Below are 19,278 nucleotides of genomic sequence, written 5' to 3'. Positions count from 1 at the left end.
GTATGCGTGCGTTTTTATAGCCCGTTAATATATTATCCAATAAAACATTAACGGGCTTTAAATTATTTAGTTAACCATATCGGAGTGTTTATGTTATCTTCCCCTTGTCTGGCTAATGCAGCTTTATAATTATCATTATTGAAGTTCTGTTCAGAGTCGGGATATTTCCAGCGGACAGGTATTTTACCTCCATTCAGATTTCCTGTGCCCGGCTCCAATGCAGGAATGCCTGTTCTTCTCCAGTCGAAGAATCCTTCATATCCATTGTTGAAGAAGAAAGCGATCCATTTCTGTATACCGATCTGTGACAAACCGTTTTGTGATTTAAAGGCAACTTCCGCTTCTGTGATATACGCATCGTATTCTCCGGAAACACCATAGTATTCAAAAGAACCTCTGATTCCATTTTTATAGTATGTTTCCGCACTACCGCTGATCCATCCTTTCATCGCTGCTTCGGCCAAAATGAATTGCAGCTCGGAATAAGCCATATAAATACCTTTTTCCGTATTGGGTTCGCGGTTATAGCGCTGGCTGATCAGAGACTGGTTTTCAATACCTCCATTATAGGCAATAGCCTCTTCCTTACTCATTCCGCATGGTACGCCTACGTACTCAGGAGTTCCGGCTTCAACCGAGGCTGCTGTGGGGCGTGCAAAGATATGGATACGAGGGTCATTGTATTTAAGCATAATATCAACCAGGGGTTTTCCCATGATTACCTCTCCTGCATCATACCCTATTGCATTATAATTCGGGTAACGGTTCGGGGCGTCAGGTAGATAAGTAAGAGCAGCCATGTCGTCGTTGCTTTCAAAGATAGGATACTTAGACGGATTATCCACGATAGACTTTATTTTAGCACGAGCATCCGGCATTTTGTCTGAAACACGCATCAGCAGACGAAGGTGAAGGGAATTGGCGAACTTCTTCCATTTAAGAATATCTCCGTCATAGAGGATATCACCTCCGATTGCTGTTCCCTGTGGGTCTAATAAGGCATTGGCTTCTTCCAGATCGCTCAATAATCCTTGATAGACAACATCCTGTGTGTCGTAGGTGGGAGTATATTCACCTTCCTTGCCTTTAAGGGCTTCGGAGTATGGGATGTCACCCACTGCATCAGTCGTCCGAGAGAATAGATATGATTTGAATATCAATCCTATACCTTTGAAATTATCATGCTCAAGCTTTTCGGCCTCTACAATCAGGTTATTCACGTTCCGGAGTAAGGAATAATCCCAATAGGGAGTAGACCACCAGTCGTAACGACCTAAAGAAACTAACCAGTCACGCACAGCCATATGCTGTACTACTACGCTATTGTTTGGGCCTACATCCACACCTTGATAAATGATGTATGGCAATATCATGTCCGGAACAACTGATTCCGGTTGGTTTTCATTTGTATTGATATCCTCAAAATCCTTTGTGCAAGAGCACAGAATGACGAATAATGCGAATAGTACGGATAAATATATTTTTGCTTTCATATACGTATAAATTAAATGGTTAGAAAGATACGCTCAGGTTAATCCCAACACTTTTAGGAGTAGGGATTTGTACGTCTTCAGCTCCGTTAGTTCCTGTTTCCGGATCAATGTGTCTGGCTTTTGCCCACATCCACAGATTACGTCCTACAACAGATACCATGACATTGCGCAAAGCGTAAGACGAACTTAGCTTTATCCGTGGGATCGTATAAGACAAAGACAGTTCACGCAGTTTTATATAAGATGCATCATAACTGTTGGTTTCAAAAGCATCCCGACTGTGATAACGCCCGATCCAGTCGCGAAGACTTACCTTTACGTCGTTCGGCACATACGAAACGTTGCCGGAGGCGTCATATACTTCCATGACGCCTTCGCCAATGACACCTTCTTCTCGTTGGTTGCCGATAGCCGACTCGGCCAATACGCCTCCTTCCATACCTTTAGCCAATGTTCCGGAATAGATTCTTCCACCTTTACGGTAATCCAGCAAGCCAGAAAGTGTGAAACCTTTATAAGAGAACGAGTTTTTCATCCCGGCCATCCAATCGGGATTGTAGTTGCCGTAATGTTTGATTTCATCTTCCCATACAGGTAAACCGTCCTGATAAATGATCTGTCCGTCGGGAGCATGTTTGAAACCCCATCCGTAGAGGTCTCCCATCCGCTGTCCTACACGTGCCTGTGCCGGCCATCCCATATCGTAAGTGGTGATTCTTTCTGCCAACTCACGTACATACGCACGGTTGGTAGACCAGTTGAGAGCCACATTCCATGTAAAATCTTTCAGCTTTATTGGTGTGGCATTCATAACAACTTCAAATCCTCGGCTTTCAATTTTCCCAGCATTGATGTTGCGTGACGAATAACCTGACGTAGGCGCTATCTCCATAGATAGAATCTGGTTGGTAGCAACCGTATTATAATAAGCAAAATCAAAGCCGAGACGGTTGTTGAACATTCTGAAATCAAGGCCTACTTCATAACTGTTTATCTTTTCCGGTTTTAAGGAGCTATTATATAGTTTTCCTTCTTCAAAAGCTGTAAAGAGAGTTCCCCATTTGGTTCCGTAGCTATAGATTTGCTGTAGCTGATAGGGATCGGTGTCATTACCTACCTGTGCCCAGGAGCCTCTTACTTTGAAGAATGAAATTGCTTCAGGTAGTTTAACCATTTCCGTGATGATACCACTCAGAGAAACAGATGGGTAGAAGAATGAATTATCATTTGAAGGTAATGTGCTTGCCCAGTCGTTACGAGCTGTAACATCTAAGAATAACATATTAGCGTATGATATCTGTCCCATACCGTAAATGCTGTTTACGGCTTTTTCTGTGTTTGTTTCTTCTACATAAGGCGTAGACTTGGAGTTACCCAGATTATATAGTCCGGGGATACTTAGTTCGGGAGCTGTTGAAATCGTATAACGGGTTTTACGGCTCATCCGGTTTCCTCCGGCAGATACCTTATAGCTTATTTTATCAGTTAAAGCCTGTTCCCAAGTTAGCAAGAAGTCTGTATTTCTTTCCTGATAGATTCTGTTTCTTACGGAATACATCCCGTTTTTGTAGTTTTGGGAGCTGTAAGCACGTTTTACGGTAATGTTGTCATCATACCAGTCTGTACCTGTTCTTCCTACTAATGTTAATCCCGGAATGATCTGGTAGCTGAGGGTAATGTTTCCGTAGATACGGTTTTTGAGTTGTCCTTGTGTGTTTTCATATTGCGTAAAATAAGGGTTGTCTAACCACATGTTGAATGTATTTTGTTCTACGCCTTCTCGTCCTGTTTTCCAATAGTTTTTCAGGGCATTAACATCTTCATTCATTCCCCACCACATGAAGGTGTACATGATAGGTTTGTCCCAGTAGTAGGTTTGAGGCATGTTGTCGCTTTTGTTGATCACATAATTCACATTTGCATCCACACGAAGGTTTTTCATCAGGTTGTAACCTGCGTTTAAGGCAAATGTATTACGGGCCAGATCTGTGTTGGGTACTATACCTTTCTGGTCCAGGTTGGTGTATGATAATCTGAAGTTCCCTTTTTCATTCCCTCCACTGATGGACACATTATTGGTGAAGATCCGTCCGGTTTCAAAAAAGTCGTTCAAAAAGTTCTTATTGGCAACCCAGGGGGTAGGGATTCTCTTTCCGGTAACAGGGTCGATGGGACTGCTATATTGTGCGATTTCTGTGTATCCACTAGCCGTTGATGGATCCCTTTGATTAAGCAGAGGCCCCCAGCAATAGCCCGATCCGTCGTATTTACCTCCACCGGCGCCGTCTACATATTCATATTCGAAGTTTTCACCTCCCCCGTAGCGATATTGGTAATCAGGGGTTTTTAGCAGCCAGGGTTGTACTATAAGGCTCGTATTGTATGTTACTCCTAATCCCTGGGATTCTTTACCGCTTTTGGTTGTAATTACGATTACCCCGTTTGCAGCCCGGCTTCCGTATAGTGCGGATGCCGTCGGCCCTTTCAATACGCTGATTGACTCTACATCGTCCGGGTTTATATCTCCTGCTCCGTTTCCGAAATCAACTCCATCGGCATCGCTCTTCATGTTACTTACCGGGATACCATCAATAACAAATAAAGGTTCGTTATTGGTAAGGGAGGTTTCCCCACGAATACTAACTTTAGGAGAACCTCCGATACCACCGGTAGAGACATTGCTTATTTGTACTCCGGCTACCTGCCCTGCTAATGAGTTCAGCATATTGGGGTCTCTAACTTCTGTCAATACACCTCCTTGCAGTTCTTGTACAGCGTATCCGAGAGCTTTTTTCTCACGTTTGATACCTAATGCCGTAACTACAACTTCTTCCAGTTGCTTGCTGTCTTCCAGAAGTCGGATATCTAAAACCGACTGTCCTTTGATTTCAACACTTTGGCTCATGAAGCCAACGTATGAGAACAGAAGATGTTTTTCACCTTCCGGTACATTGATGCTGTATTGCCCAGATACATCCGTGATTGTTCCGATAAAAGTTCCCTGTATAGAGACCGTTACACCAATTAACGGATTCCCACTCTCATCTGTTACAGTACCTTTTACGATTTTTCCTGTTTGCTGAGTATTGGGTAGTTCAGTAGAGCTTTCGGCCATTACATAGGTAATGCCCGAAAAGAGAAATATAGCCAAAGCCAGGCTTTTTAAAACACAATGAATGACACAGGAAGAAGAATTTTTCTTCCTTCTATTTATCTTTTTCATGAATAGAATTGAATTAATAGTTAATGAAGTCTGTTTTGAAAACAAAATCTCTTTCTTATAAAACCATAAGAAATAATCAGGTGTGAGCTATTGAAGCTATTCCATAGGCTGAATCGTTTGAATTAGTGATGACTGTTAAATGTAAATGTGGATATAACTGCCCGGTGATCAGACGGGTAATTTGCGAATTGAATATCGGAGGCTGGGTTAACCTCTCCAACTATTTCGGATTTTACCGGATGGATATTTCCCCAAAAGAAAACAAAGTCTATCCGATCCAGAACTTCTGTGTAGGACTCGGATTCGGGTAGTGGAGTCCAGGTGTAGCCAGGGTTAGCAGTTTCATCCGGATAAAGCATACGATATGAGTCTTTCATATCTGCCTGATACATGAAATCAAAGGTTGAAGGCCAGGATACCGGCATTTTACATAATCCAGCTTTAGCGGACTTTTCTGTCCAGTCCAGGCAAGATGGTTCATTAAAATCTCCTGTAAGGAATAGAGGATATCCTTCTTTTTGTGCCTCTTTCATGTCAAGGATTATCTCAGCGACCTCTTTGCCTCGTGTATTCCTTGCAGAAGCAATCGCTTCTGCAGCTGTATTTAGCAAAGGCCCTCCACAGTAATGAATTCCATTCAGCTGATAGGGTTCATAAGGACAATACATCAGGTGAATGTTGAACATCCATACAAAATACTTTTCGTCTATTTGTATTTTTACCCCATGCCCGTATGTAGAGGTGTCTGTTATTGCAAATTTGCTTATAATTGTAGGGCTTCCTGTAGACGCATAAGAATACCAACCTAAGCTGTCTGCTATGTTTATGGCTGTATTTACATCGTCACGCGAGGATTCTTGTATTCCTACAATATCAGCCTTGCTTTCAAGTATTACACGGGCTGTTTCCTGAACAGATTTTCCTCCTCCCAGCCAAATATTAAAACTCATGATACGAAGCTCTTTTGGCGCAGGAGAACATGTTGTAAATAATAGAAGTAGCAACAAACAGATAGCGTTTATTATTCCTTTTGAGTATTTGCAGGTTAGTGTCATAATTATTAGATATATAATGCAAAAGTAGGTGGAGGAAGATATAGAAAGAATAGACAAATAATGCTAAAAAGATGGATTTTCTTTGCGTACGGTATCGCAGGTGTTTGAATTACTCATTCTCTTTATGCTCTTCCCTGAACTTCCGGGGCGACATTCCTGTGATTTTATTAAATATCCGGCTGAAGTAATACTGGTCTTCAAACCCAAGTTTGTATGTAATCTGATTGATTTTCATATTGGTATGTTTCAGTAATTGGCAGGCGCGTTCGATCTTGAGGTGCAGGAAATAATTCATAGGGGCGTAATGGACCTCTTTCATAAACAAGCGGTAGAAATGCGATTCGGAATAGCCGAAGTGGGAGGCTATGTCTTTCAGTTTCAGCTTACGCTCTATGTTTTCATTCATATAATGTGTAGCTAAGCTTATAAAGAAGGTGTTGGGTATACCTTTCTTGCGGATTTTGACGCTTCTGTATGAATCTACATAGAGAAACGTACTGAGCAGATGGTTCAGGCTGAGATTCGCGTACGTTATAATTTCTTCATCATGTCCGATCTCCAAAGCGGTGATCAGTTCTTCGAAAAAAGAGATCCGGTCATTGATACGCGACGAGTCGCCGACTTCTATTTTCTGTAAGCCTTGCAGCTTTTCGTAGATGTAACGGGCTTTTGCCCCTTTGAAATGTATCCAGTAAATATACCAGGGATTCTCCGGGCCTGAACCGTATTGGTGAGCTTGTTCGGCAGGCAGGATGAAGAAATGATTTTCCGGTACCACATGGTATTCTCCATTGAGCCGGTACCAACCTTCCCCTTTTGTGCAATAAATGAGCAGATATTCGCCACAACCTGTCTCCCGGTCGATATAATGATTCTCTGCTTTAGGGAAAAAACCCATGGAGTGTATTGCCAGGTCGGCAGTAAGCTGGTTCTGTAATGCCTTCTCAATTATATTGAATGGTAGAACGATGAGGCGCTCGCCATGGAATCCATGTTTAATTCGTGTCATATCCCTGTAGATTAAAGGTTAATTGCTAGATGCAAATATAGTCCATCTTTTTTGTCTGTTTACTCTATTATGTGGTTTATTTCTGTAACCTATTTTTGTTTCGGCTCATTGACGTTCATTAAAAATTGAAATATAATATGCGAAACACGATTTATTCTTTGGCTATATGTATGGTTTTGATAGGATTAACCGGATGTAATAACAAGAAAAGTGAAGCACTTACGGTTACCGATCCTATGACGCTGTTTGGCCAGATTGACTGGAAGGCAAAAGCAAACACCTTGACGGAAACAGAACAGTCGGCCGGATGGCAACTGCTGTTCGACGGATCAACCGGCAATGGATGGCACGGATACAACCAAAAAGGTATACCCGAATGTTGGGCAGTAGAAGACGCTTGCCTGACAATGAAAAGCGTAGGAGGAAACGAAGAACAAGACTTGATTACCAATAAAGTATATAAAAAGTTTGTATTGGCACTGGATTATAAAATGACACCGGGAGCTAATAGCGGGATCCTTTTCCATATCAAGGAAGATCCGAAATATACGTTTGCTTACGAGACGGGGCCTGAGTTTCAGGTAATAGACCATGAAAACTGGCCTGACCCTCTGGAGGATGTACAGATCAATGGAGGCAATTATGCGATGTATCCTCCGATGGAGCGTCCGTATAAGCCGATTGGTGAATGGAATCAGCTTATGTTGGTTGTAAACGGAAATGAAGTGACACACATACTGAATGGTAAAATTATTGTAAAGTATACCAAATATTCGGACGAATGGACTAAATTGCGCAATAGCGGCAAGTGGAATGCTTTTCCCGATTATAGTAAGTATGATGAAGGGCATATATCTTTACAAAACCATGGGACGAAGGTATGGTACAGGAATATTAAACTAAAGGAGCTATAAACAATATACAATTATGAATACACGAAGAAATTTTATCAAAAAATCGGGACTGGCAGCCGCCGGTCTTTACATCTTGCCCTCTAAAGTTATCAGCGGATTAGGGCATCGTACACCAAGTGACAAACTGAATATTGTAGGGATTGGTATCGGAGGAAAAGGACATCCGAATCTGGTAGGTATGAATACCGAAAACATCATCGGCTTATGTGATGTAGACTGGAAATATGCCGACCATTGCTTTAAGGAATTTCCCGATGCAAAACGCTACAAAGACTGGCGAAGGATGTTTGATGAGATGGGAAAGGATATAGACGGCGTAATGATTGCTACACCAGACCATACACATGCCATGATTGCCGCACAGGCATTGATGATGGATAAGCATGTATATTGCCAAAAACCACTAACACACTCTATTTATGAAAGCCGTTTGCTGACTAAGTTGGCCGCGAAGCATAAAGTAGCCACCCAGATGGGGCATCAAGGGAACTCCGGTAATGGGGTACGCCAGTTGTGCGAGTGGATATGGAACGGAGAAATAGGCGAAATACGTGAAGTACACGCCTGGACAGACCGTCCGCTATGGCCTCAAGGGCTACAACGTCCTACTAATAAAGTGAAAGTACCTTCTACACTGGACTGGGATTTGTTCTTAGGCCCGGCACCCTGGCGTCCGTATAATCCGGTCTATACCCCGTGGAACTGGCGCGGATGGTGGGATTTTGGAACAGGTGCTTTCGGCGATATGGGTTGCCACGTGCTTGACCCTATTTATCAGTCTTTAAAACTGGGTTATCCTACACAAATACAGGGAAGTTCGTCAGAAATCAATACCGAATCACCTCCTCAGTCGGAGATTGTGGAATTCCGCTTCCCGGCGCGTGATAATTTACCAAAGGTAATGATGCCGGAAGTGAAGGTTCATTGGTACGATGGAGGCCTGATGCCGAATCGCCCGGATATTCTGCCGGATGGAACCAATCTGATGCCGGATGGATTAGGAGGATGCCTTTTCGTAGGTTCAAAAGATACAATTCTTACGGAATGTGGCGGATATAATCCACGTTTGCTGTCGGGAAGAGTACCGAATGTGCCGCAAACCCTGCGCCGCGTACCGGGAGCTACCGGATACCATGATGGATATCATGAGCAAGACTGGGTGAGAGCTTGTAAAGAATCCCCTGCAAACCGGGTGGAAACCACCGGAAACTTTGCCTATGCAGGGCCGTTTAACGAGATGGTATTGTTGGGTGTATTGGCGATTCGTCTGCAAGGATTGAGAAAGATTCTGAACTGGGATGGCGAGAATATGCGTTTCACAAATATCTCTCCGACAGAAGAATTACGCATTATTTCCAAGAATGAATTCACGATTAGGGACGGACATCCTTACTCGGATGTTAAATACGAAAAATTCAATGCATTAGAGGCTGTAACGGAATATATCAAGCATAATTACCGCGAGGGATGGTCATTACCCTCCATGCCTTAAAGGACAATAGAAAAGCGTACTTGATAACATGAAACAACTTCAATTATTATTCGTACTCTCGCTCTTGTTGGGTGCAACGGCTTGTGGCTCTAAGACAAAGCAGTCTGAAAAAGAGTCTGTTACTTCAAAGTGGAAGGTGGGTATCCAGACCTATACCTTCCATAAGTTTACCTTAATGGAAGCCTTAGACAAAAGTAAAGACCTGGGCTTGCATTACGCAGAGGCCTATTTTACACAGGAATTGGGAAAAGGCTTTACCGAAGGAGACTGGCTGAGAGAGGATCTACCCGCCGAAGACCGGAAGAGACTGCTGGATGAGTTTGCCAAGCGAGGCATAAAACTGTATAGCTTTGGTGTAGCTTTTTATGATACAACAGAAGACTGGGAGAAGTTCTTTCGTTTTTCCAAAGACATGGGAATCCATACCGTAACGGCGGAACCCCGTTTGGAACACCTGGATTTTGTGGAGCAACTGGCCCTGAAATATGGTATAGAAGTGGCCATCCACAACCATCCCAGCCCTTCGGTGTATGCCGATCCCGACGTATTGCTGAAAGCCCTGGAAGGAAGAGACCCTATCATAGGCGTATGTGCCGATATAGGCCACTGGAAACGAACCAATAACGATCCGGTAGAAACCTTGAAAAAATTCAAGGGGCGTGTGAAAGTAGTCCATCTGAAAGACCTGAGCCGGGAAATGGATGATACGACCTGGGGCACAGGTATCCTGCCGGTAAAGGAAGTGATAGAGGAGATGAAAGCCCAGCAATTCAGCGGTTTAATCTCTGTAGAGTATGAAAACTATGGCGATTCGCAATTGGATGATATTAAGAAAAGTCTGGAATATTATAATCTGCTAATTAAATAACTGACTAATTGTATGAAAAAACACCTATTCTTGTTCCTGTTCTTTTGTAGTCTGCCATTGCTGGCTCAGAACAGCGTTCGCCTTCAATCGCCCAACAAGGCTTTGCAGTTCGATTTTACCTTAGACGAAAGACAACCTAGCTACTCCATTTCATTTAAGAAACAGCTGTTGATAGACCGTTCAGCCCTTGGCTTTGAGTTTGATAACGGTCTGTGGATGTCAGGTTTGAAAATGAATAAACCTCTTTTCCGGACAGGAAAGGAGACATACAATTTACTTGTAGGTAAGGCCAGTACGGTACATAGCCATTACAAGGAGGTCATTATTTCTTTGGAAGAAAAAGCAGGATTGAAAAGGAAGGTGAACCTGATTGTCAGGGCATTTGATGATGGGATCGCCTTTCGCTATGAATTTCCGCAGCAATCCGCCTGGAAGTCTTATGTGATGTATGATGAAAAAACGGCATTCAACATTAAGGGGAATCCGGCTTCTACAGTCTTGTGCCTGCCTTCCTATACCTCCTCCCATGAGGGTTTGTATACGAAAGCCAACTACCAGGAACTAAAGTCCAATCAGTTAATGGATATGCCGGCATTGTTTCAATATCCGGAGGGTATCTATTTGTCTATAACAGAGGCAGCAGTTCGTGATTATGCTGGTATGTACCTGATGAAAGAGGGAAACGGCATGATTGGTAAACTTTCGCCTTCGCTTAAAGATGAGAGGGTTAAAGTAGTGGCAGAGCTTCCCCACCAATCTCCCTGGCGGGTATGTATGATCAGCGACAGGGTAGGGGCATTGATTGAATCGAATATCCTTACAAACCTGAATGAACCCTGCAAAATAGAGGATACTTCGTGGTTGAAACCGGGTAAAACAACTTTCACCTGGTGGAACGGCAATGTAGTTCCCGACACTTCTTTTATGGCGGGAAATAACTTCATGACCAACAAGTATTATATTGATTTTGCAGCACGTAATAAGCTTGAATATCACTCCATTTACGGCTATGCTGAACAACCTTGGTATACCGATGATGGCTTTGATTTCGGGGCTCCCGGAAAGAATGTAGACATCACCAAACCTATTGCCCCCTTGAATATGAAGTATATCTGTGATTATGCTAAAAGCCAGGGAGTTGATATACACGTGTGGACCAACTGGAAAGCCTTGTACGCAAAGATAGACGAAGCCTTTCCCCTGTTTGAACAGTGGGGTATCAAAGGGATGATGATTGACTTTATGGACCGCGACGACCAGGAGATGATCCGCATACAGGAAGAGTTTCTGGTAAAAGCCGCCAGACATCATCTGTTTGTCCAATTCCATGGGTCCAGTAAGCCATCAGGCTTGCATCGTACCTACCCCAATGAGTTTACGCGTGAAGGAACATACAATTACGAGATCTACAAATGGGGTAGTGATATCAATGCCGATCATGATATCTCCATGCCGTTTACCCGCTTGCTGGCAGGTCCGGCCGACTATCATCTGGGTGGTTTCCGCTCGGTTCCTCATGATCAGCATTGGGCGCAATTTGCCAATCCCCGAGTGAGTAGTACTCGTTGCCACATGCTGGCTATGTATGTTGTGCTGGAAAGTTATTTAGCAATGGTTTGCGATACACCGGAAGCGTATGAAGGCCAGTCGGGCTTTGAATTTCTGCAGGCCGTGCCGACCGTATGGGATGCCACTGTAGTTCCTGAAGCATCTGTCAATGAATACGTAACGATTGCCCGAAAGAAAGATAATGAGTGGTTTGTAGGTACGATCAACAATAGTACTCCCCGCACTTTGGATATTCCTTTGGATTTCCTGGGAGAAGGAAACTATATGGCTACTATCTATCTTGATGCTCCCGATTCGGATATCCATCCTAATAAGCTGGTTAAGAAAACACAAGCCGTCACTTTCCGTGATAAATTAACGGTTAAGTTAGCCAAAGACGGAGGCTGCGTGTTTCAAATCTCACCAATAAAGTAAAATCCCACAATAGTTGAACATGAGTTCTACAGTTGTTGAACTTATGTTCTACATATGTAGAACTCATGTTCAACAACTGTGGGATTTCAAAGATCAAACTACATCTTTGTATTATAGCGGTCTAAAGCCTGATAGAAAGCCTCGATGTTTTTTAGCGGAATCTGGGGAGGCGTATCGCATCCGGTAGATAAAACGAAGTTTGCATAGGGGGCTGTTTCTATAAGTAGTTTGTTGACAGCTTGTTCTACTTCTTCAGGGCTGCTTTGTTTCATAACCGAAACCGGGTCGATATTACCCATTACAAGTGTATTTTCGGGACATTTTTGCAGAGCTTCAACCATATAGGCTTTATTGCCGAAATGGTAAGCGGCAGCTCCGGTAGCGATCATGGCATCCGTACAATGCCCTTTGTTCCCGCAATTATGAAGAATGACGGAAAAAGACTCATCCTGAACGGCATCCACAATCGTCTGGATATAGCGGGAAGAATATGCCAGGCAATCCTTATTAGATAGTAGGCCGGCAGCCGGTTCGGCCATCATTACGCCATCGATGGATGTCTTTTTCAGGGCTTGCAGATAAGAGAGGAGGAATGTTGTACATTTTTCAAGTAACAGCTCAACTGTCTCTGGCTCAATATAGATAGCCATCATGATTTCTGTCATGTCAAACAAGCGTCCTGCCAATGAAAAGGGGCCGATGCAACCTCCCAAAACGGGTTTGTCTTGTATGGATTCTGCTGTTAGTTGATTGGCTTTCAGGTATTCATGGATACGTCCTGCATCAACGGACGGTATGGGTAAGGCTTCTACTTCAGCCTTGTTTGAAAGCAAACGTCCGGTAACGCTTGGTACCTCTTCTGTAGGGAAGATGATGTTTGCACCAAATGCTTCTGCTTCAACTGTTAAGTCCATGATTACAGTTGTGGCAGCTGCCGGCCAGGTCTTGTCTAATGCCTGTATTGCTTCAAAGTGTATTTGTCCGTCTTTACAGGCATCTACCACCTGTTTACCTATCATTTCAATCCCGGGATGTGTCATTATTGGGACGGCAACACGATGTGGCGAACGAATGACTTCTTCAATCCATTTCTTCATATTACACGCAATTTAATAGTTCTTTCGCCTTGTATACTGCGCTGTTGGCGTTGCTACTGAAGCCATCGGCTCCGATCTGCAAGGCAAACTGCTCGGAAACAGGAGCGCCTCCAACCATTACTTTCACCTGTTCGCGTATGCCGGCATTCTTCAAAGCTTCGATAACCGATTGCATCTGGTTCATGGTTGTAGTAAGCAATGTCGACATACATACGATTTGTGGACTGTGCTCTTTTACAGCCGAAACAAACACCTCGTCGGGTACATCAATCCCAAGGTTAATCACTTCAAAGCCACAGCCTTCCAGCATAGAGGCAACCAGGTTTTTTCCAATATCGTGCAAGTCTCCTTTTACCGTTCCGATCACTACTTTTCCGAGTGAAGTAGCTGATTCTCCACTCATTAGGGGCTTTAGTATTTCCAAAGCGCCTTTCATTGCCCGGGCAGACATTAGTAATTCCGGGACAAAGGCATCACCTTCTTCAAAGCGGCGCCCTATCTCATTCATGGCAGGTACCATGTATTGATTGATGATATTGTCGGGAGCTATATTTTCTGCCACAGCTTCGTTTGTTATTTCAATGGTATCCTGTAGATTACCGGAAAGTACGGCCTGATACAGGCTATCTAAATTTGCCATAATGCGTATGCTTTTAGTATCGTTTGATCATTTTTTTAAAGAAGTTTCGTATTCTTTCCAGGCTTCAGCGGCAATATCGTTCAGTGCTTCCTGCTTACTCTTATCGATTGCCGGAGCGGCTGAGCGGTAATCAGAGGTTACTTTTTCTACGATATCATGGGCATTGCTCAGGATGTCTTTTTGTCCGCCGGCTGTCCATTGTTCCCAGGTATCTTTTTTGAATAACTTAGAGTTCCAGTAGTTATCGTGCATATAGTTAATCGTATGTTCTTCAGCTAGGTAGTTTCCTCCGAATCCCACTCTTTCGATCACATCGAGCCCAAGAGACTCTTCTGTAACTTCTATACCTTTGAGTATAAAGTTGTAATAGCTTAGCCATTCATTATCAATGACAAGTTGTTCGAAACTGAATCCCTGGTCGGCACCAACAATACCCTGGCAACCTATATTGTTGCTTCCGGTAAGATGCGCCATAATAGCTGTAGCACCCTTTTCAAAACCGCTTTGAAAGTCGGGTAGGATAGCGTCTGAGAGGCCTGTATTGGTCAGAGTTGTGAATCCATAATATCGTGCCATTTGTGCCATTGCCATACCGAACAAAGCCTGATTGGGAGCGCCAAAGGAACAGAGCATCGTGCGCATATCCACGCTATGCGCCAAGGCATCAAAAGGACAAAGACTGTTGGTTAACGCTTGAATCAGAAACATAGACCCCAGCACTTCTGCGTTAGTCAGAAGGATGGTTCCCGCAGCACTGACGGGGGCTGTAGCACCTGCCATAGGTAGAGGGCCGCAGCGGAGGGGGTGTCCGTGTTTTGCATAAATCAAGGCGATTTCCAATGTCTCCTTGCGGAACGTCAAAGGGCTGATGGTGTCAAACAGATAGGTGTGCTTCAGTCCCATCTGGTCGGCCATGGGGAGGATGTAGCGGGCAGAGAAAGGCGTCAGTACATAGGTTCCTCCGGGCTTGTTTGAATACGTATAGATCATTTTGAAAGCCTCAACCTCAGCCATTTCGCTTGGTATGTCAGCCGGAATAACAACAGAGTTGGCTTCCCGGATGAAAGGCAGTTTCTCTACCAGAACGATACCTTTCAGGATATCATCCATCAATCCGTATCGTTTTTCTTTTGTCAAAAGGTCTACTAAAAAGACTTGTGTAGATATCTCACCTGTCAGTTTACGGGGTGTAAAGTCCTCTTTATCCCGTGGTGCCTGGTTTTTATGGATCATATCTTCAATCAGTGCAGCAGGGATATACAGCGTTTGAGTTGCTTTATCTACAACACATCCCAGGCTATGGCAGATATCTAGAATCTCATCGTTGGGCACTTTAAGTCCGGTACGCTCCAGCAGCAGAAGGGTCTTTGCGTAGATCATTTCGATCTCCGGCTGACTTAGCAGTTCGATATGCGATCGGAGTTGCTTCATCTTTACGCGTTCTTATCGGTTAGTTCGGAAGCGGCTTCTGCATCAATGTAGAGGTAGGAATCCTTATGCTTGCGAACGATGGAAGCAGGAACCTTGTTGCTGATTGCTTCTTCAACTGTTCGTTTGATAATCGGTGCTTTTTTCTTTCCATTGGCGATGAGGATAACCTTGCCAGCTGTCATGATCTGCTTTAATCCCAGGCTGATCCCTTGGCTAAGTTGCATTTCTTTGGCGAAGTACTTCTGCCCAACTGTTTTTGTAACACTGTCAAGATCAATAACTAAGGAGTTGCATTCCTCACTGGCGCCCGGTTCGTTGAATCCGAGATGCCCATTCATTCCGATACCCAACACGACGAGGTCGATACCTCCCAGAGCATCCACTTTGCTGTCTACCCGCTTGCATTCAGCTTTCAGATCACTCTGTTTTGCATCGAAAAAGGTGATTTGTTTTGGTCGTATGCCTAAGGGCTTAAACAGCTCTTTATGAATAAAATGCTGGCAGCTACCTTCATCATTAATATCCAGGCCAACCCATTCGTCTAAGCCTACAAAATGGCAAGAGGAGAAATCAACTACTCCTTCCTTTGCCATGCGAACCAATGTTTGAAACAATCCCAGCGGGCTATCGCCTGAAGGAAAGGTTAATACAGCGTTTTTCTTGTTGTTTACCAGTTCGATAACAACGGAAGCTACTCTCTCAGATAATTCCTGATAGGTATCAGATACAATTAGTTTCATGTTTTCTATGTATTATTTAGTTACTTTTTTAAGCATTTGATAGCTATGCCAATCAGCCCTGCATTGTTGCCCTGCACAGCTTTCTCTATGTGAATACCTGCACGGATATCCTGTGGTAATGAGTCCTGAAATTCCTTTTCCACTCCCGCTTTAATTGAGTCGAAAGCTTCGGATACGCCACCCCCTAATATAATATTCCATACATCAAATAGCCAGACTAAGTGGATAATAGCTTTGCCTAACAATTGACCGACAGTATGCATCAGTTGAGTGGCTGTAGGATTACCTGTGTTTGCCAGACGGATTATCTCCGGGACTGTTAAACCCTTGAGCTCCTGTATGGAGTTAGCCATTGTGGCAATTCCTTTTACTCCGATCACATCTTCCAGACGCTCTTTTTTATCGGTTAATATCTCGCCTAGTTCAAGGGCATTCCCCTTTCCTCCTTTAAAGATTTCTCCGTCCAGTATCAGACCACATCCTACGCCCGTTCCTAGTGTTATCAGGAACATGCCGTTGGATGGCTTTTCATTGCGCAGGCTGTATTCGCCAAAAGAAGCAGCATTTGAATCATTCTCAACCGAGATAGTCAGTTGTGGAAAAGCGCTTTGCAGAACATCTTTCAGGCGAACACCTTCCAGGCAAGGTACGGCCGGAACAAACAGTGCTCGGTTATCGACTACATCAATCGTGCCGGGTATAGCAACACCGCAGCCTGTGATACCTTCTGTTATGTACTGCCGGATATGCTCTATCAGTCTGTCGATAAAGCTCCCTGATTCTATCCACTCTTTTGTAGACACGGATTGATAAGAGGATATCTCTCCATTTCCGGAAACAATGCCCGACTTAATATGTGTACCTCCGATGTCAATACCTAAAGCTCTGTTATTCATATTTGTAATGTTATATTTTATATCCGAGTTCTGTTGTTTTGATTTCTTTTTTTGACTTGTCTGTAATAAAGAATATTACACTCGCTAATGCGCTTAGTAAGAGTACTACTACACCATTAATGGCATAGATGCTCTGCATAGAAATATGCTCGTATAATACACCGGTCCATATATTTCCGATGATTTGTCCGGCTCCGTAATAGGCGGCCCATATCAGCGCCTGCCCGGTGGCACGCCATTCTGCTTTTACTAGATAATTCGTATATTCTACAATAGCTACCCACATCAACGCCCAGGATATACCATGGGTACATTCCGTAACCAGTACGACAGCGGGAACATCGTTTAACGCATAGATAAATAAGCGGATAGCAGTAATGATAAATGTGAATAATATTGTTTTTCTCAATCCTATCTTACGGAAAAAGTAAGCGGCAAGAATATAAAAAGGAAGCTCTACCAGCCCATCAATTGTAATAGCCGTCCCTGCCATGTAATCGGAAGCTCCGATATCTTTCATATAGACTGTTAGATAGTACCAGATAGATGTTTGCGCAATAGATATCAGTATGATAATCAATAAGAATATTAAGACGATTTTATCTCCAATAATTGATTTCAGGTCTTTAAAGTCCATTTTCATAGAATTGTGACTCGCCTTGTTTTCTTTTAACCTGAAAGCGAACGGAATACAGCAGAGTAGAAACAGTGCAGCTGTAATAAAGATCGTGTTGGAAGAGTACCAGGTAGATATCAGGCTACTGCTCTGTGAGCCGATACTAGCACCCAAAGCCCCCCAAAATCGTAGATTCCCATAAGTAAGACTACTTTTCTCTCGGTCGATATGATCCAATACAAGTGTATCCAGCAGTGGCTGTATAGCTACATAAAAGAGGGAACACAACAAGGTACAGGCAACCACCATGACAAGCGAATATCCTAAGAAATAAAAAAGGAACAGAAAGAGAGAAGCGAAGATAACGGATATCTTGTAGCAGGCGGATCGCCCCGTGTGATCGGCCCTGATACCCCAAAGTGGTTGTACGATTAACATGACTAACCAGATGAGGCTTGATATGACACCTATTTGGCTACCACTAAACCCGCTATCTTTCAGAAAGACACTGAAAAAAGGTACCCATGCGGCCCAGGCCGCATAGGTAAATATATACAACAACCGAAGATTGGTTGCCGGACTACGAAGTATGGATAATGCTTTCTTATACATTTTTGCGCATTATACCATTGGCCAGGGGAAGGTAGATTTCAGCTGAATCCGTTTTCCCTGCTCCTGTGAAAGTCTGGCAGCTTCTATGATTTCCAACACATGTAGTGCATGTTCCGTATTGATACGAGGCTCTGTATTAAGAACCATGTGTTTACTGATGTCAGATGCTCCTTCCGGCCAAACATAGCCTTTGGTGTCCTTTTCTACAATTCTCGGTGCCTTATCCTTCATGGTTGTAATTTCTACACCACCCGGAGCCCAGTCATAGCCGATCATGTGCATATTACCTTCCGACCCGTAGAGCGAAATGGTACTTTTGCTTTGTCCTGTACCGGCATGTCCGTAGGGATCATGATAGTTGAAGCCACACTGGATATGTGAAAGCACCCCTTTGTCATGCTCCATAAGGATCATGGCATTGTCTTCTTCTTCTACTTTTATCTTGCCTTTGCCTACGATATCACGCTCCGGAGTAACGATAGAAAGCATGGCCACCACTGATTTTGCCGGTCCTAACAAACCCGTTAATGTTGCGATATTATACACGCCAAGGTCGGGCATACTTCCACCGGTTTTTTCGTAGAAGAAAGAAGCCCAGTTGGGACCTTCATGTCCATAATGTCCATGTGCACAAGCTAGGCTTCCTAAAGCGCCATTCTTAACCTGTTTAGCCATATATTCAAACTGCGGGCTGGTAACAACGGCAGGAGCTCCCCATATACGTAATCCCTTGGCTGTAGCCAGATCCATAAGCTCTTTCCCTTCTCTGTATGTATTTGCCATAGGCTTTTCGCTCCATACATTTCTTCCGGCTTCCAACGCTTTGCGGTTCAATTCGCCATGGATTTGCATATCGGTCAGTGTCAGCATCAGGTCAAACTTCGAGCCTTTCAGCATATCATCAATATGCTTATACCATTTAGGAACATTAAATCTTTCAGCCTGGGATTTTGCACGCTCAGGGATGATATCACAGCAAGCTACTACCTCGATATAAGGGCATTTTGTGATATGTGGAAAGTATGAATTAGAGACACTTCCGCAACCAAGAACTCCAACTTTGATTTTTTTGCCATCAGACGCATATGAACTTTCTGCCCAAGCAGATAATGGAGACATTAAAGCTGCCACACTAGCAGTTGCTGTCATACGTAAAAATTCTTTTCTATTCATGATATTAAAATCAGATTAATTTATTTATAAAATTGC

At 43.5% G+C, this 19,278-nt stretch carries 14 protein-coding genes and 1 pseudogene; 4 read left to right on the top strand and 11 right to left on the bottom strand.

Annotated features, from left to right (window positions below):
* Positions 1-62: 62 nt before the first annotated feature.
* The 4 genes from M2470_RS09390 to M2470_RS09375 all read right to left on the bottom strand — a co-directional run bounded on the left by M2470_RS09390 (position 63) and on the right by M2470_RS09375 (position 6,780).
* On the bottom strand, positions 63-1,493 hold the full coding sequence (locus M2470_RS09390; protein WP_280744751.1) for a SusD/RagB family nutrient-binding outer membrane lipoprotein: 1,431 nt from the start codon (positions 1,491-1,493) through the stop codon (positions 63-65).
* A gap of 19 nt (positions 1,494-1,512) precedes the next feature.
* Positions 1,513-4,716, bottom strand: a complete 3,204-nt coding sequence (locus M2470_RS09385; protein WP_280744752.1) for a SusC/RagA family TonB-linked outer membrane protein — start codon at positions 4,714-4,716, stop codon at positions 1,513-1,515.
* Between the two features lie 122 nt (positions 4,717-4,838).
* Positions 4,839-5,666: an endonuclease/exonuclease/phosphatase family protein gene (locus tag M2470_RS09380; RefSeq protein ID WP_280744753.1), complete on the bottom strand. Its 828-nt coding sequence runs from the start codon at positions 5,664-5,666 to the stop codon at positions 4,839-4,841.
* Positions 5,667-5,880: 214 nt separating this feature from the next.
* On the bottom strand, positions 5,881-6,780 hold the full coding sequence (locus M2470_RS09375) for a helix-turn-helix domain-containing protein (protein WP_280744754.1): 900 nt from the start codon (positions 6,778-6,780) through the stop codon (positions 5,881-5,883).
* A gap of 137 nt (positions 6,781-6,917) precedes the next feature.
* On the opposite strand from M2470_RS09375, the gene M2470_RS09370 reads away from it, so the two are divergent.
* The 4 genes from M2470_RS09370 to M2470_RS09355 are packed head-to-tail and all read left to right on the top strand — an operon-like array spanning position 6,918 to position 12,037.
* Positions 6,918-7,694 (top strand): DUF1080 domain-containing protein, encoded by a 777-nt coding sequence (locus M2470_RS09370; protein WP_280744755.1) that lies wholly within the window; start codon positions 6,918-6,920, stop codon positions 7,692-7,694.
* A gap of 13 nt (positions 7,695-7,707) precedes the next feature.
* Positions 7,708-9,186 (top strand): Gfo/Idh/MocA family oxidoreductase, encoded by a 1,479-nt coding sequence (locus tag M2470_RS09365; protein ID WP_280744756.1) that lies wholly within the window; start codon positions 7,708-7,710, stop codon positions 9,184-9,186.
* 28 nt (positions 9,187-9,214) lie between these two features.
* The gene (locus tag M2470_RS09360; protein ID WP_280744757.1) at positions 9,215-10,054 is read left to right on the top strand and encodes a sugar phosphate isomerase/epimerase; all 840 of its coding nucleotides are present in this window, start codon (positions 9,215-9,217) and stop codon (positions 10,052-10,054) included.
* A 12-nt stretch (positions 10,055-10,066) separates the two neighbouring features.
* Complete coding sequence (locus M2470_RS09355) at positions 10,067-12,037, top strand: glycoside hydrolase family 97 protein (RefSeq protein ID WP_280744758.1); 1,971 nt, start codon at positions 10,067-10,069, stop codon at positions 12,035-12,037.
* A 98-nt stretch (positions 12,038-12,135) separates the two neighbouring features.
* Here the strand turns inward: M2470_RS09355 and M2470_RS09350 are convergent, their stop codons facing one another.
* The 7 genes and pseudogenes from M2470_RS09350 to M2470_RS09320 form a co-directional block, all read right to left on the bottom strand.
* Positions 12,136-13,134: a uroporphyrinogen decarboxylase family protein gene (locus tag M2470_RS09350; RefSeq protein WP_280744759.1), complete on the bottom strand. Its 999-nt coding sequence runs from the start codon at positions 13,132-13,134 to the stop codon at positions 12,136-12,138.
* 1 nt (position 13,135) lies between these two features.
* Positions 13,136-13,756, bottom strand: a pseudogene (locus M2470_RS09345) (corrinoid protein); the annotation flags it as partial.
* Positions 13,757-13,801: 45 nt separating this feature from the next.
* A complete protein-coding gene (locus M2470_RS09340; RefSeq protein WP_280764365.1) occupies positions 13,802-15,205 on the bottom strand; it encodes a trimethylamine methyltransferase family protein in 1,404 nt (467 codons plus the stop codon).
* A 2-nt stretch (positions 15,206-15,207) separates the two neighbouring features.
* Positions 15,208-15,945, bottom strand: coding sequence for a glucosamine-6-phosphate deaminase (locus tag M2470_RS09335; RefSeq protein WP_280744762.1), 738 nt, complete (start codon positions 15,943-15,945; stop codon positions 15,208-15,210).
* 20 nt (positions 15,946-15,965) lie between these two features.
* Positions 15,966-16,841: an ROK family protein gene (locus M2470_RS09330; RefSeq protein WP_280744763.1), complete on the bottom strand. Its 876-nt coding sequence runs from the start codon at positions 16,839-16,841 to the stop codon at positions 15,966-15,968.
* 10 nt (positions 16,842-16,851) lie between these two features.
* Positions 16,852-18,069, bottom strand: a complete 1,218-nt coding sequence (locus M2470_RS09325; RefSeq protein WP_280744764.1) for an MFS transporter — start codon at positions 18,067-18,069, stop codon at positions 16,852-16,854.
* A gap of 9 nt (positions 18,070-18,078) precedes the next feature.
* A complete protein-coding gene (locus M2470_RS09320; RefSeq protein ID WP_280746474.1) occupies positions 18,079-19,242 on the bottom strand; it encodes a Gfo/Idh/MocA family oxidoreductase in 1,164 nt (387 codons plus the stop codon).
* Between the last annotated feature and the right edge of the window lie 36 nt (positions 19,243-19,278).

The sequence above is a fragment of the Parabacteroides sp. PH5-46 genome (genome assembly GCF_029892785.1).
GTDB lineage: Bacteria > Bacteroidota > Bacteroidia > Bacteroidales > Tannerellaceae > DFXE01.
This window is presented reverse-complemented; position numbering and strand designations above follow the sequence as displayed.